The organism is Micromonospora parva (assembly GCF_040649675.1).
Lineage (GTDB): Bacteria > Actinomycetota > Actinomycetes > Mycobacteriales > Micromonosporaceae > Micromonospora > Micromonospora parva.
Genome location: NZ_JBEZFX010000001.1, coordinates 12,679 through 27,181 on the forward strand (window position 1 = coordinate 12,679; position 14,503 = coordinate 27,181).

The window sequence follows — 14,503 nt, forward strand, 5'->3', positions numbered from 1 at the left end:
AACCCCTCCCCCTCCACGCGGATCGCTGCCGGTCCCTTCCCGTCGGGCTGGCCCGTCGGGGCCAACCGCTGGCCTGCCGGTGCCACCTGGGCCGGCCCGGCACCCGCGAGCCGACAGTGCGCGCGGGGGTGAACGGGCCGGGGCGGGCTTGACAGCTCACCGGGCAACGATGAAGCTGTCTATTAGTCCTACTGTCGTAGGACAACAGGAAGGATCATCGCGAGTGATCGAGTTCGTACTGGACAGCCGGTCGAAGGTGAACACCTACATGCAGCTCGTGCAGCAGGTGAAACAGGCGCTGCGGGTCGGCCTGCTGACGCCGGGAGACCAGTTGCCGAAGGTCCGGGACGTCGCGCAATCCCTGGCGATCAACCCGAACACGGTGCTGAAGGCGTACCGGGAGTTGGAGATCGAGGGTCTGGTCGGCGGCCGGCCCGGGGTGGGCACCTTCGTCCAACGCACCCTGGCCGGGGCGTCCCTGCCCAATCAGGCCGAGTTGCGCGACGACCTGGTCGCCTGGCTGCACCGGGCGCAGGCCGCCGGCCTCACGGCCGAGGACGTCATCGCCCTGGTGGAGACGACGCTGCGCGCCACCCTCGCCGACGACGCCCCGCAGAAGGAGCCCGCGTGAACGCAACGAGAGGACAAGGGATGGACATGGTCTTGGAAGCAGACCGGCTCGGCAAGCGGTACGGCAGCACCTGGGCCTTACGGGACTGCTCACTGCATCTGCCGGCCGGGCGGATCGCCGCGCTGGTCGGGCCCAACGGCGCGGGCAAGAGCACGCTGTTGCACCTGGCCGTCGGGCTGCTCAAGCCCACCGAGGGCACGGTCCGGGTGTTCGGCCGGTCTCCCTACGGCGACACGGACGGGCTGGCCGACATCGGCTTCGTCGCCCAGGACACCCCGCTGTACCGGGACTTCACGGCGTCCGAGTTGGTCATCGCCGGCGGCAAGCTGAACAAACGGTGGGACGCGGGGTTGGCCCGCAAGCGGCTGGCCCAGCTCGGCATACCGCCGGACAAGCCGGTCGGCAAGCTCTCCGGCGGTCAACGGGCCCAGGTCGCGCTCGCCCTGGCACTGGCCAAGCAGCCACGGCTGCTGCTGCTCGACGAACCGGTCGCCAGCCTCGACCCGCTGGCCCGACGGGAGTTCCTCCAGTCGCTGATGGGCAGCGTCGCGGAGTCAGGCACCACCGTCCTGCTCTCCTCACACCTGCTGGCCGACCTGGAACGCGTCTGCGACTACCTGATCGTGCTCAACGCCTCCCAGGTGCAGCTCACCGGCGCGGTCGACGACCTGGTCGCCGAGCACCGGCAGCTGGTCGGCCCCCGTCACGACGGCGGCGTCATCGGGGGCGTCACCGCCGTGATCCGGGCCAGCCACACCGACCGGCAGACCACCCTGCTGGTCCGCACCGACGGGCCGGTCACCGATCCGGCCTGGACGATCCGCGAGGTCAGCCTGGAGGACGTCGTGTTGGCCTACCTGGCCGACGGCACCACGCAGACCAGTCACAGCGAGTGGGGAGTGGCAGCATGATCTGGTTGACCTGGCGGCAACACCGCAAGCAGGCGTTCTTCACAGTGCTGGCGCTCGCGGCGCTGGCCGCCATGCTGGTGCCGATCGGTCTGTCGATGCGGCACACCTTCTCCGATCTTGGGCTGGCGGACTGCGCACGTCAGCTCGCGGACACCAATGTGACGGCGGCGACCAGGGAGGCCTGCGACGCGGGTTTCCGCCGCTTCGGCAACCAGTACAGCAGCCTGAACCTGGTGGCCGTACTGCTGGTCTCCCTGCCGGTGCTGGTCGGTCTGTTCTGGGGTGCACCACTGGTCGCCCGCGAGGTGGAGCACGGCACGCACCGGTTCGTCTGGACCCAGGGCGTCGGCCGGACCCGCTGGGCCCTCGTGAAGTTCGGGCTGGTGGGCGCGGCCGTCCTGGTTCTCGCGGCGGTCTACGGGCTGGGCATGTCGTGGTGGGTCGACCCGCTGACCCAGGCCGCGTACGAGGGCCGGCTCGGCATGATCGTCTTCGACCTGCAGGGCATCGCGCCGATCGGCTACACCCTCTTCGCCGTCGCGCTCGGCATCTTCGCCGGCACGATGTGGAAGCGGATGCTGCCCGCCATGGGCATCACCCTCGCCGGGTTCATCGGCGTACGGGCGGCGGTGGAGATCCTGGCCCGACCGCACTACCAGCCGGCCCGCACCCAGACCTTCCCGATCGAGGGGGAAGGGCCACCGGAGGTCAGCCGGGGGGACTGGATCCTCACCCAGGGTGTGCGCAACCCGGACGGGACGATGATCGCGGAGGACACCCGGATCCAGTGCCCGCCGGGCGGGAAGGCCCCGGACGGCCGGGTCTGCGGGGCCGAGTTGGGCCTCGAACCGGGCGCGTACAACTGGCAGCTGTACCAGCCGGCGGACCGGTTCTGGCTGTTCCAGGGCATCGAGACCGGCATCTTCGTCGCCCTGGCCCTGCTCCTGCTCTATCTCGCCGTCCGCCGGGTCCGCCGGATCGCCTAACCGGTTGACGGGTGCTCGTCGGGGCGGCGGGGGCCTCGGCGATCACCCGTCAGCGGGGAAGGTCCACGGTCAGCGACAGCCAGGACGCGAGGTCGTGCACCTCGTCGTGCACGGCGGTGGTCACGTCGGGGGTGAAGGGCACGTCCTCGTGGATGGCGTGCACGGTGAGGATGCCGCGCCGACGATCGGCCGTGGCGTCCAGCTTTCCGACGAGCCGGTCGCCGTGCAGGATCGGCAACGCGAAGTAGCCCCACCGCCGACCCGCCCTGGGTTTGTACATCTCCAGCACGTAGTCGTACGCGAAGAGGTCCGCGAGGCGGACCCGGTCGTGCACCAGCCTGTCGAACGGCGACAACAACGCCGTACGACCGGTGAAGGGCTGCCCGAGCGCGGCCGGGTCAACCCGCCACTGGCCCGCGACTCCCTCGATCACCGCTGGCTCGCCCGCGTCACCGACCTCGGCCGGCTCGCCGGGCACCACCACCGCCTTCTCCCGGGCGATGCCCAGCGCCCGCAGCCGTCGCTCGTTGCGGAGCCGGCGTGCCTGCTCCAGCTCGACGACGGGCACGCCGGCCGGGTAGACCCGCTCCGCCACGTCCCAGAGCCGCTGTCGGCCCTGGCGGCCGGCGATCGCGACCTCGCCGCGCAGGACCAGGAACTCCAGCATCTGGGTGACGTTGCGGTTGTTGGTCCAGCCTGACGACGGCCACGGCACGACGCTCGTGTCCGGGATGTCGCGGGACAGCAGCGGACCGGAGCGGCCGAGCAGGTCGAGCACGTCGCGCCGGAACGAGTCGTTGGCGCGCAGCCACTCGCGGTGGCGCTCGTGACCGGGCGCCGCCGCCATCGCCGCGAGGAAGAGCCCCAGGTCGTCCATCGGACGCACCATCGCCTGGTGTTCGAACAGCGTCCGGTCCCGTTCGAGGGCGTCGCGCAACTGCGTCGGCTGGTACGACGAACCGAGCCGGCTCCAGCAGACGAGATCGGCGCTGGGCGCGACGGCGGCCGTCGGGTCGAGCTGCACCAGGGTCAACTGACGGACCACTGTGAGAAGGTCGCTCGGGCGCGGGGCGGCCAGCAGTTGGGCCCGGATGGCGATCCGTCGCGCCTGGGCCCGATCGAGTCGGTGCACGTCCACGCCGGCGAGCCTAGCGGCGCTCAGCGGCATCGACCGGGCCCAGCGAGTCGGATTGCTCAGCGGCTCGTGCTCAGTCGGCCAGCCGCCGGTACCGGAGGACCGAGAGTGGCAGGAAGACCGCCACCAGGACGAGCGGCCAGAGCACCGCCAGCCACGGGTAGTGCTGCGCAGCCCAGGAGTCACCGCCCCAACCGGGGTTGCCGAACAGCTCGCGGGTGGCGCCGACGGTCGCCGACAGCGGGTTCCACGCGGCCACCGCACCGAGCCAGGCGGGCATGGTGGACGGTGCCACGAACGCGTTGGAGAGGAAGCCGAGCGGAAACTCCAGGGTCTGCACGGCCACCACGGCCGTCTGTCCACGGGTGACCAGCCCGAGGAAGATGCCGACCCAGATCAGGGCGAAGCGCAGCAGCAGGATCAACCCCACCGCCGCCAGCGTGGCCGCGGCCCCGCCGTGCGCCCGCCACCCGATTGCCAGACCGGTCAGCAGCAGGACTCCGAGGGTGACCAGCGCGAACAGCATGTCGGCCACCGCCCGGGCCGCCAGCGGCGCCAGCGGGGAAACGGGCATCGATCGGAGCCGGTCGGTCACGCCGCGCTCCAGGTCCTCGGCGACGGCCACCGTGGTGAGGCTGATGCCGAAGACCATGGTCATCACGAACATGCCGGGCATCAGGAACTCCCGGTAGCTGCCGCCGCCGGGCACCTGCAACGCGCCACCGAACAGGTAGGCGAACATCAGCACGATCAGGATGTTGAAGCCGAGCGAGGCGATCAGCGGGCCGGGGTCGCGTCGCCACCGGGCCAGGTTGCGCCAGATCAGGGTGCCGCTGTCGGCCAGGAGGGCGGGACGGCCGGGCGTCAGATCCACCGCCGGGGCCGGCATGCTCACCGCGCTCATGCCACCACCTCGGCGGTCGGTGCCCGGTCTCCGGTGAGGTGCAGGAACACGTCGTCCAGGGTCGGTCGGCGCAGCGCGACGTCCGCCACCGGGACGTTCACGGCGTCGAGCGCCCGCAACACGTCGACGAGCGCGCCGGCCCGGTGACCGACCCGGACGCTCACCATCCGCCGGTCCACGTCGACAGTCGGTTCGTCGTCGACCGCCCGGCGGACCTCGGCGACGGCGACGGCGAGGTCGGTCGGCGCCGCGACGACCACCTCGATCCGGTCGCCGCCGAGCCGGGTCTTCAGGTCGTCCGGCGTACCCTCGGCGATCACCCGGCCGGCCTCGACCACCGAGATCCGGTCGGCGAGTTGGTCGGCCTCGTCCAGGTGCTGGGTGGTGAGCAGCACTGTGGTGCCGGTGCGCACCAACTCCCGGACCGACTCCCACACCTCGTTGCGCCCGCGCGGGTCCAGCCCGGTGGTGGGCTCGTCGAGGAAGAGGACCGCGGGGGCCAGGATCATGCCGGCCGCCAGGTCGAGCCGGCGGCGCATCCCTCCCGAGTACGTGCTGACCGGCTGCTCGGCGGCGTCGGCGAGACCGAAGCGTTCCAGCAGCTCGGCCGCCCGCTGCCGGGCCCGCCGGCGACCGAGGTGGAACAGCCGGCCGAAGAGCACCAGGTTCTGCCGACCGCTGAGCGCCTCGTCGAGCGCGGGATGCTGCCCCACCAGACCGATGCGGTAGCGCACCTGGTCGGGCTGGTTCGTCACGTCGAACCCGGCGACCTCGGCACGACCCTCGTCCAGCCGTAGCAGTGTGGACAGGATCCGTACCGAGGTGGTCTTGCCGGCACCGTTCGGGCCGAGCAGGCCGCACACCGTTCCCTGCGGCACCCGCAGGTCGAAGCCGTCCAGCGCGTACCGCTCCCGGTATCGCTTGCGCAGCCCCTGGGCCGCTATCGCGTCGCCTCTTGTCGTCACAGCGCTCCCCTCACCACGTTGTCAACGCCGCTACCGTACAACATACGGTAGGCCGTACGAGAATGCTGAGCGCGTCGAAGCCCACAGCACAGCGAGGGAGGTGAGAAGGGGGAGCCCGCCGGAGCCGGCGGGCACTCCACGGCTAGCCGGGTTCGTTGGTCCCGACCTGGCCCGCGACGCCGACGTTCAGCGGATCGGCCAGGAGCTTGTCGAACGCCAACTCGGCGGCACCGATCAGGACCGCGTCGCGCCCGAGTGCCGCCGCGCGCAACCGCAGGTGCTCACGGGAGGCCGGCAGTGGCATGGTGTCCAGGCGGTCCTGGACCACGTCCGCCCCGGCGGTGAAGATGTCGCGCAGCGCGCCGCCGAACACCACGAGGTCCGGGTTGACCACGTTGACCAGATTCGCCACGCCGAAGCCGAGCCAGTCCGCCACCTGCTCGACCGCCGCGCGGGCGGTCGGGTCGCCGTCCGCCGCCGCGCGCAGCACCTCGGCCACCGCCGCGCGGTCGCTCGGGTCACGGCCCGCGTGGCGCAACAGCGCGGCTTCGGAGATCTCGGTTTCCCAGCAGCCGCGTGAACCGCAGCCGCAGGGCAGGCCGTTGGGATTGACGACCATGTGGCCGACCTTGCCACTGTGACCCCGGTGGCCGACCACCAGTCGGCCACCGATGATGATGCCGGCGCTGATGCCGAGGTCGCCGTGCAGGTATATGACGTCGTCGACACCGACCGCGACGCCGCGCACGTGCTCGGCCAGGCCGGCGATGTCGGCAAGGTCGCCGGCCACGAAACCGGGGCCGGCGCTGAACTCCGCCCCCAGCGCGGCGCCGAGCGTCTCGTCCATGCTGGCGATCCGGATCCTGCCGTCCGGGTCGCGGGTGGTGTCGGTGACCCCGGCGGCGCCGCCGACCAGCAGCGCGTCGCCCACCACGGCGCGTTCCATGTCCCGGACCAGGTCGGCGAGGGGTCCGACGGCGTCGATCGCCGACATGCCGCTGGGTCGCGGGAGCTCCCGCCGATCGAGGATCTGCCCGCCGAGGCCGACCCGGGCGGCACGCAGCCGGTCGGCGTCGATACTCAACGCGTGGGCGTAGACCCGGTCGGAGCGGGGACTGACCACCAGTGAGGGGCGGCCGGCGCGGCGGGTGGTGGCCGGCGCCTCCTCGGTGACCAGGCCGCTGGTGACCAGGTCGGCCGCGAGGGCGCCGATGGTGCTTCGGTTGAGCCCGAGCCGGCTGGTCAGCTCGGCGCGGGACGTCGGTCCGTGCAGGTGGACGTAGCGCAGAACAGCGCCGAGGTTCTGCCGCCGGATCTCCTCCTGGCTGGCGCCGGGGAGCGACGGCAGCGGGGATTCAGCGTTGCGGCCGACGCCGGCTGGCCTGGACCGTACTGGTGCCGCCACGGTCAGACCTCCTTCCGGGTCGATGCCGGTTGGTGCGGGGGTGCACTGACGACGATGGGTCCCGGAAGAGGAGACCCGGGACCCATCGGCGTTGCTACCTACCGTGCGGTGATTACTTGGTGAGCGGCGCGAGCTTCGGGTCGTTGGCGTACGCCTCAGCCGCGTTCGCCTTGGTGACGGCGACCGGCGGGAGCAGGAACGTGTCGACGACCTTGCTGCCGTTGTTGTACGACTCGGTGTCGTTCACCTGCGGCTTGTCACCGGCCTGGAGAGCCTTGACCATGTTGATGGTCTCCTTCACCAGGTTGCGGGTGTCCTTGTTGATCGTCATGTACTGCTCGCCAGCGACGATCGACTTGACCGACTCGACCTCGGAGTCCTGACCGGTGACCACCGGGATCGGCTTGCCGGCACCCTTGACCGAGGTCAGGATGGCGCGGGCCAGGGTGTCGTTCGGGGAGAGGACGCCGTCCAGCTCCTTGTTGCCGTAGGTCGAGGTCAGCAGCTGGTCCATGCGGGCCTGCGCACCCTCGGCCTTCCAGCCCTGGATGGCGGTCTGCTTGACGTCCTTCTGACCCGAGGCGACAACGACGTTGCCCTTGTCGATCTCCGGCTTGAGCACGTCCATCGCGCCGTTGAAGAAGACACCGGCGTTGTTGTCGTCCGGCGAGCCGGAGAACAGCTCGATGTTGTACGGGCCGTTCGGCTTCTTGGCCTTCATGCCGTCCAGCAGGGCCTGGCCCTGGAGCTGGCCGACCTTGAAGTTGTCGAACGCGACGTAGTAGTCGAGGTCCGGCGTGTTGGTGATGAGCCGGTCGTACGCGATCACCTTGACACCGGCGGCGTGCGCCGCGGCGACCTGGGTCGACAGCTGCGCGGCGTCGGTGGCGCCGATGACGATGACCTTGGCGCCCTTGGTGGTCATGGCGGTGATCTGGGCCTGCTGGTCGGCGACAGTGGTCGACGCGCCCGCGTACTGCACGTCAGCCTGGAAACCGGCCTCCTTGAGACCGTTGGTGAACAGGTCGCCGGCGAGGACCCAGTTCTCCGAGGTCTTGGCCGGGAGGGCCACGCCGATCAGGGAGTTGGCCGCGAAGCCCTTGGCGGCCTCGCCGCCGGAGTCGCTGTCGCCGTCACGGCCGGAGCCGCAGCCAGCGAGGGCCAGCATGGCGGCGGCGCTGACCGCGACCACCGACGTGCCGAAGAATTTACGCATGGTGAGGACTTGCCTTTCTTGAGGTGTAACAGGGTGGTGAGGTCGGTGGCCGTCAGCCGGACACCGCTGCCTTGGCGGGCTCGCGCTCCGCGTCCGGCGGTGAGGCGGGTGGGGCGGAGTCGTCGCGGCGGAAGGGCCGCATCAGGCTCCCGATGATGGAGAAGCGCCCCTGGCTCTTGTTGTAGACGTCGATCGCGACGGCCAGCAGCAGGACCAGGCCCTTGATGATCTGCACCCGGTCGGTGCCGACGCCCATCAGCTGCAGGCCGTTGTTCAGCACGGCCATCACGAGACCGCCGACGATCGAGCCGCTGATGGTGCCGATGCCGCCGGAGACGGCAGCACCACCGATGAAGACCGCGGCGATGGCGTCCAGCTCCCAGCCGTTGCCGTCCTGCGGTCCGGAGGCCGCCGAACGGGCCACGAAGATCATGCCGGCCAGCGCGGCCAGGACGGACATGTTCATCATGACGAAGAAGTTGACCCGCTTGAGCTTCACGCCGGACAGCTCGGCCGCCCGGGAGTTGCCGCCCACCGCGTAGATGTGCCGGCCACCGGCCGTGTTGCGGGTGTAGAAGGAGTACGCGATCACCAGGACCAGCAGGATGATGCCCGAGATCGGGAAGCTGGTGCCGACGCGACCACTGGCGAAGCGCAGTGCCGCGAAGGCGATCACGCCGACCATGATGGCCATCCGCAGGATGGAGATCCACATGGGCGCCGGGTCGGCGTCCATCGCCCGCCGGGTCTTGCGGGCCTGGATCTCGCGCCACACCACTGCTACCGCTGCGGCCAGCCCGAGCAGCAGCGTGGCGTTGTTGTAGCCGGTGTTCGGACCGAACTCGGGCAGGAAGCCGGAGCCGATCTCCCGGAAGCCCTCCGGCACCGGAATGGTGTTGGCGTTACCGATGTACTGGTTGCCACCACGGAACAGCAGCATGCCGGCCAGGGTGACGATGAACGCCGGCACCCCGATGTACGCCACCCAGAAGCCCTGCCAGGCGCCGATGATCGCGCCGATGGCGAGGCCGAACAGGATGGCGACCGGCCAGGGCAGCGACCAGTCGGCCATCGACTTGGCGACCAGGATGCCCGCGAAGGCGGCGACGGAGCCGACCGAGAGGTCGATGTGCCCGGCCACGATCACCATGAGCATGCCGATGGCCAGAATCAGAATGTACGAGTTCTGCTGGAACAGCGCGATCAGGTTGTCCGACCGCAGGGTGAGGCCATCGGTCAGGATCTGGAACAGGACGACGATCGCCACCAGGGTGAAGATCATCCCGAACTGGCGAGCGTTGGAGGTCGTGCCTCCAAACAGGTTCTTCTGAAGGTCCTTGATACGGCTCATCGGGTGGCCAACTTCTTCGTCGAGGTCATCTGCTTCATGAGGGTCTCCGGGGTCGCGTCCGCCCGAGCGATCTCGCCCGTGATGGCGCCCTCGAACACGGTGTAGATGCGGTCGCAGAGCCCGATCAGCTCAGGCAGCTCCGAGGAGATGACGACGACGCCCTTCCCCTGGTCGGCGAGCCGCTGGATGATGCCGTAGATCTCGTACTTGGCGCCCACGTCGATGCCGCGCGTCGGCTCGTCGAGGATCAGCAGGTCCGGGTCGGTGAACATCCACTTCGCCAGGACGACTTTCTGCTGGTTGCCGCCGGAGAGCTTGGAGACGCTCTCGTCGACCGTCGGGGCCTTGGTCCGCAACTCCTTGCGGTACGCCTCGGCCGCCTGGTATTCCTCGACCTCGCTCAGCACGCCGTGGTGCGAGATCTTGGACAGCTTGGCCGCCACCGTCGACGACTTGATGTCGTCGAGCAGGTTGAGGCCGATCGCCTTGCGGTCCTCGCTGACGTACGCGAGCCCGTTGTCGATCGCGTCCGCGACCGACTTGAGGACGATCTCCTTGCCGTCCTTGATGATGGTGCCCGACTCGTACACGCCGTAGGAGCGGCCGAAGACACTCATCGCGAGTTCCGTGCGGCCCGCGCCCATCAGACCGGCGAAGCCGACGATCTCGCCGCGGCGCACCACGAAGCTCTCGTTCTTGCAGACCTGCCGGTCGGCGGAGATCGGGTGCCGGACGTTCCAGTTGCGGACCTCGAAGAAGACGTCACCGATCTTCGGGGTGTGGTCCGGGAAACGGCTGCTCAGCTCGCGGCCGACCATGCCCCGCACGATCCGGTCCTCGTCGACCCCGTCCGCCTTGACGTCGAGGGTCTCCACGGTCCGGCCGTCGCGCAGGATGGTGATCTGGTCCGCGATCGCCTCGATCTCGTTCAGCTTGTGCGAAATCATGATCGAGGTGATGCCGCGGGACCGGAAACCGCGCAGCAGGTCCAGCAGGTGACGGGAGTCGGCCTCGTTCAGGGCCGCCGTGGGCTCGTCCAGGATGAGCAGCTTCACGTCCTTGGCGAACGCCTTGGCGATCTCGACGAGCTGCTGCTTGCCGACCCCGATGTCCTTGATCAGGGTGTCCGGGTCTTCTTCCAGACCGACCCGGGCCATCAGGTCCAGCGCCATCCGGTTCGCGGCCTTCCAGTCGATCGCGCCCCGCTTGCGCGGTTCGTTGCCGAGGAAGATGTTCTCGGCGATCGACATCCCGGGAATGAGCGCGAGCTCCTGGTGGATGATCACGATGCCAGCGTTCTCGCTGGCCCGGATGTCGGAGAACTTGCTCTCCGACCCCTGATAGATGATCTTGCCGTCGTAGCTGCCGTGTGGGTAGACCCCGCTGAGCACCTTCATCAGGGTGGACTTGCCCGCACCGTTCTCGCCGCAGATGGCATGGATCTCGCCGGCGCGAACCACCAGGTTGACGTCGGAGAGGGCCTTGACTCCGGGGAACTCCTTGGTGATGGAGCGCATCTCAAGGAGGATCGGCACGTCGCTCATAGCTCGTACCACCTCGCCAACGTCATCGGTTGCCTCCGGAAGGTTGAACCTTCACTTGGTTTTGTTGTTGACGGCAACGTATTGCGGCCGGAGGGCTATCCGCAAGGCGAGAGACTGTTGAAAAAGTAACAATCCGGCAATATAGACGTAGCAGAGTATTCGCCCGTCACAGCCACCTCAGCAGCCCCTCCGGGCACCTTCGCCTGTCGGTGGCAACGTTGTCAAATGGAGCGCGACGCCGCTATCGACTCCTGCCACCCTCCCCAGGCCCGCCACCAGGCACGATCCCGCCAGGCGCCCGAAGAGGGCAGCGGGCGAGGCGATCGCCAGCATTGAATGATCTTGATCGAGCCGCAGGGCGGTCGACGCCCCCGGGACGGCACGACAGCCGTCGGCCGCCGGTGTGACCCACGCCTCTGCGCACGGGTCGAATCGACGATGATCGTCTCGTCAGGCCCCGGACCAGGAAGTGGACTGCTCCCCAACGTCCCTTACGGGCGAATCGGGGCGGTTCGCCAGCGACGCGCCCGCGCGGTGCCTGCCGGTCAGGACGGGCGCAGCACGGCCTTGATCACCCCGTCTTCCCGGCGGTCGAAGCGCCGGTACAACTCCGGGGCGTCGGCGAGGGTGCCGTAATGGGTGACGATCATGCTGGGCCGCGCTCGACCGGCGACGACCAGGTCGCGCAGCAGTGTGGTGTACCGGCGGTCGTGGGTGCGACCGAACCGGACCGCGACCCCCTTGGCGAACAGCGCTCCCCATGGCGCGACCAGGTCCTCCTGGCCGTCAGCACCGGGGGCGGGGTGCGGGTCCCGGTCCGGGTAGACACCGGCTACCGCGATCGCGCCGGCGGCGTTGACCAGCCGGGCGGCGTCGGTGATGACCTGGTTCGGACGCTCCCGGTCCGGGTGCTCCCGGTCACGTGCCTGGAACCCGACCGCGTCGATGACCTTGTCGACCCCACCCAGCTTCTCCTCGCCGAGCGGCAACCCGGCCCGGGCCCGATCGGCGCGGATCTGCTCGACCGGGTCGCCCCGGCGGAAGTCGACAGGCACCGCGCCGACCTCGCCGGCCTTGTCGAGGCGGGCGTCGACGCCGTCGACGGAGTACACCACCCGGGCGCCGCGCAGCAGTGCCGAGTAGGCGCCGAGCAGACCGATGGTGCCGGCGCCGAAGACCGCCACGGTGTCGCCGGGCTCGACCTCGGCGAGGGTGGCGGCGGCGTGCCAGCCGGTGACGAACGCGTCGGCGAGCAGCACGAAGTCGTCCTCGTACGCGTCCCCCGGCTCGCCGGGCAGCGGCACACAGTTGGCGTCGGCCCACGGCACGCGCAGCAGGTCGGCCTGCGCACCCCGGTACGGACCCATCCCCGCGTACCCGTACGCCGCGCCCGGCCCCTCGGCCCGGGCCCGCAGGCAGGCCGCCGACAGCCCTCGGGCGCACATCACACACGTTCCGCAGAACAGGTGCGTGGGGATCACCACCCGGGTGCCCGGCCGCACGGTCTGCACCGCCGCGCCCACCTCCTGCACGACACCCAACGGTTCGTGCCCGAGCACCAGACCCGGCTCGGCGCTGGTTCGTCCGTCGTACATGTGCAGGTCGGTGCCGCACAGGGCGGTGGAGGTGATCCGCACCAGCGCGTCGGTCTGCGCCTCCAGTGTCGCGTCGGGCACCTCGCGCACCTCGACCGTCCGGACGTCGGCGTACACGACGGCTCTCATCACGGATCTCCTGTTCGGCGCTGGGCCCGGCGGTCTTCCCCCGGCTGCGCCGTTCATGCCGGGCCGGCCCCACGGGGCGCGCCGCCGGTGCTATCTTAGGACCCCTAAGTTTCCGCTTAACGAGGCAAAGGTTCGGTATGCCACGGCAGGGTCTGACCAGCGCGCGCGTCTCGGCCGCCGCAGCCGAGCTGGCGGACGCGGTCGGCCTGTCCCGGTTGACCGTCGCGGCCGTCGCCCGACACTTCGGGGTCTCCGACGCCGCCCTGTACGTCCACGTCCGCAGCCGCGACGCGCTGATCGAACACGTCGCGGTGCGGGCGGCGGCCACGTTCGCCGACGCGCTCGCGCTCGCGGTGGCGGGGCGGGCCGGCCACCAGGCCCTCATCGGGTTCGCCGACGCCTGGCGCGCCTTCGCCGTGACGCACCCCGGGCAGTACGCGGCGACCCAGCTTCAGCTGCCGCCCGAGGTCGGCACCCGGTCGGCGGGGCACCTGCGCCTGATCGAGCTGAGCTACGCGATGCTGCGCGGGTACGGGCTCGACGAACCGGCACTCACCGACGCGATGCGGTTCGTCCGCAGCACCTTCCACGGCTTCACCAGCCTCGAAACGGTCGACGGTTTCGGGCATCCCCGCAGCGTCGACGCGTCGTGGCAGTCGATCCTCGACGCGGTGCACACCACGTTGAGCAACTGGCCGACCGAGACCCGGGAGCAGCAGTGAACAGCCACGACCAGTCGATCGAGTCGACCGACGGGACCCGCCTGGTGGTACGACGCCTGGGCGTCGGGGACCCCGTCGTCCTGGTGCACGGCTCGGGTGGCGGGCTGCACTCCTGGGCCGCCGTCGCGGAGCACCTCGCCCACGACCACGAGGTGTGGCTGCCGGCCCGGCGCGGCTACGGTCCCAGTGACGTCCCGGCCGGCACCAAGTCCTTCCGGCACGAGACCGCCGACCTGATCGCCGTCATCGAGTCGGCCCGCCGATCCTCAGGCCGACCGGTCCATCTCGTCGGTGCGTCCTATGGAGCGACAGCGGCGCTGCACACCGTCCTGGCCGATCCGCGCCCCGTCCGCTCGCTGGCCGTCTTCGAGCCGCCGCTCTTCGCGGCCGGGGCGGAGATCGCGCCGCCGCTCGACCGGTACCGTGCCGCCTTCGATCGCGACGACGCCGCCGCGATGGCCGCGGCCCTGAACGACGTCACCCGGGTTCCGGCCGAGGTCGTCGCCGCGATCGCCGCCAGCATGGGCGACCGGGTGCCCGACCCGGTCGAGGCGCGCCGCTCGGCGGTCGGCTGGCTGCACGACCTGGAGGCTCTCGCGCAGGACAGCACGGACATCAGCCGGTGGTCCTCGATCGCCGTACCGACTCTCCTCATGGCCGGCGCGGACACCTGGGAGCCGATGCCCACCACGATGGCCACCCTCGCGGCGACGATCCCGGCGGCCCGTTACCTCGTCTGGCCAGGTCAGTCGCACTTCGTGACGATGACGGCGCCCACCCTGGTCGCCGACGCGCTGCGGCAGTTCTTCGCCGAGGCCCCGCCGCTCTGACCCCACCCGCCCGCACGGCGGCGGCCGGTGGTGCACCGGCCGCCGCCACGGACCACCATCGGCTGACCGGACAACGGTCACTGACCGTCCACTCCGGGCAACACTGCGCGGTCACTCAGTAGCATCGACGAGTCACGATTTTCAGGCGGACCACTCCCCGACCGGATCGAGCACTCGCC

The 14,503-nt window shown here is 70.2% G+C and carries 13 protein-coding genes; 5 read left to right on the forward strand and 8 right to left on the reverse strand.

What is annotated here, in order from left to right; genetic code table 11:
* The first annotated feature begins 223 nt into the window (after window positions 1-223).
* The 3 genes from AB0C03_RS00070 to AB0C03_RS00080 are packed head-to-tail and all read left to right on the forward strand — an operon-like array spanning window position 224 to window position 2,528.
* On the forward strand, window positions 224-631 hold the full coding sequence (locus AB0C03_RS00070; protein WP_030335957.1) for a GntR family transcriptional regulator: 408 nt from the start codon (window positions 224-226) through the stop codon (window positions 629-631).
* Between the two features lie 20 nt (window positions 632-651).
* Window positions 652-1,542: an ABC transporter ATP-binding protein gene (locus AB0C03_RS00075; RefSeq protein ID WP_030335959.1), complete on the forward strand. Its 891-nt coding sequence runs from the start codon at window positions 652-654 to the stop codon at window positions 1,540-1,542.
* Window positions 1,539-2,528, forward strand: a complete 990-nt coding sequence (locus AB0C03_RS00080; RefSeq protein WP_030335961.1) for an ABC transporter permease — start codon at window positions 1,539-1,541, stop codon at window positions 2,526-2,528. Before AB0C03_RS00075 ends, AB0C03_RS00080 begins: the two co-directional genes overlap by 4 nt.
* A gap of 49 nt (window positions 2,529-2,577) precedes the next feature.
* Here the strand turns inward: AB0C03_RS00080 and AB0C03_RS00085 are convergent, their stop codons facing one another.
* The 8 genes from AB0C03_RS00085 to AB0C03_RS00120 form a co-directional block, all read right to left on the reverse strand.
* The gene (locus AB0C03_RS00085; protein ID WP_030335963.1) at window positions 2,578-3,666 is read right to left on the reverse strand and encodes a DNA glycosylase AlkZ-like family protein; all 1,089 of its coding nucleotides are present in this window, start codon (window positions 3,664-3,666) and stop codon (window positions 2,578-2,580) included.
* Between the two features lie 70 nt (window positions 3,667-3,736).
* Window positions 3,737-4,567 (reverse strand): ABC transporter permease, encoded by an 831-nt coding sequence (locus AB0C03_RS00090; RefSeq protein WP_030335964.1) that lies wholly within the window; start codon window positions 4,565-4,567, stop codon window positions 3,737-3,739.
* Window positions 4,564-5,532, reverse strand: coding sequence for a daunorubicin resistance protein DrrA family ABC transporter ATP-binding protein (locus AB0C03_RS00095; RefSeq protein WP_030335965.1), 969 nt, complete (start codon window positions 5,530-5,532; stop codon window positions 4,564-4,566). Before AB0C03_RS00095 ends, AB0C03_RS00090 begins: the two co-directional genes overlap by 4 nt.
* 142 nt (window positions 5,533-5,674) lie before the next feature.
* Complete coding sequence (locus tag AB0C03_RS00100) at window positions 5,675-6,937, reverse strand: ROK family transcriptional regulator (RefSeq protein ID WP_435823351.1); 1,263 nt, start codon at window positions 6,935-6,937, stop codon at window positions 5,675-5,677.
* Window positions 6,938-7,049: 112 nt separating this feature from the next.
* On the reverse strand, window positions 7,050-8,153 hold the full coding sequence (locus AB0C03_RS00105; RefSeq protein ID WP_210857992.1) for a substrate-binding domain-containing protein: 1,104 nt from the start codon (window positions 8,151-8,153) through the stop codon (window positions 7,050-7,052).
* Window positions 8,154-8,205: 52 nt separating this feature from the next.
* Window positions 8,206-9,504 (reverse strand): multiple monosaccharide ABC transporter permease, encoded by a 1,299-nt coding sequence (gene mmsB, locus AB0C03_RS00110; RefSeq protein WP_030335973.1) that lies wholly within the window; start codon window positions 9,502-9,504, stop codon window positions 8,206-8,208.
* Window positions 9,501-11,048 carry a multiple monosaccharide ABC transporter ATP-binding protein gene (mmsA, locus tag AB0C03_RS00115; protein WP_030335974.1) on the reverse strand — a complete coding sequence of 516 codons (1,548 nt, stop codon included), beginning with the start codon at window positions 11,046-11,048 and terminating at the stop codon, window positions 9,501-9,503. The genes mmsB and mmsA overlap by 4 nt, the downstream gene beginning before the upstream one ends.
* A gap of 545 nt (window positions 11,049-11,593) precedes the next feature.
* A complete protein-coding gene (locus AB0C03_RS00120) occupies window positions 11,594-12,772 on the reverse strand; it encodes an alcohol dehydrogenase catalytic domain-containing protein (RefSeq protein ID WP_357632939.1) in 1,179 nt (392 codons plus the stop codon).
* Window positions 12,773-12,909: 137 nt separating this feature from the next.
* Between AB0C03_RS00120 and AB0C03_RS00125 the strand changes: the two genes are divergently transcribed.
* Window positions 12,910-13,494 (forward strand): TetR/AcrR family transcriptional regulator, encoded by a 585-nt coding sequence (locus tag AB0C03_RS00125; RefSeq protein WP_357632942.1) that lies wholly within the window; start codon window positions 12,910-12,912, stop codon window positions 13,492-13,494.
* Window positions 13,491-14,324, forward strand: coding sequence for an alpha/beta fold hydrolase (locus tag AB0C03_RS00130; RefSeq protein WP_210857995.1), 834 nt, complete (start codon window positions 13,491-13,493; stop codon window positions 14,322-14,324). The genes AB0C03_RS00125 and AB0C03_RS00130 overlap by 4 nt, the downstream gene beginning before the upstream one ends.
* The last annotated feature ends 179 nt before the right edge of the window (window positions 14,325-14,503 follow it).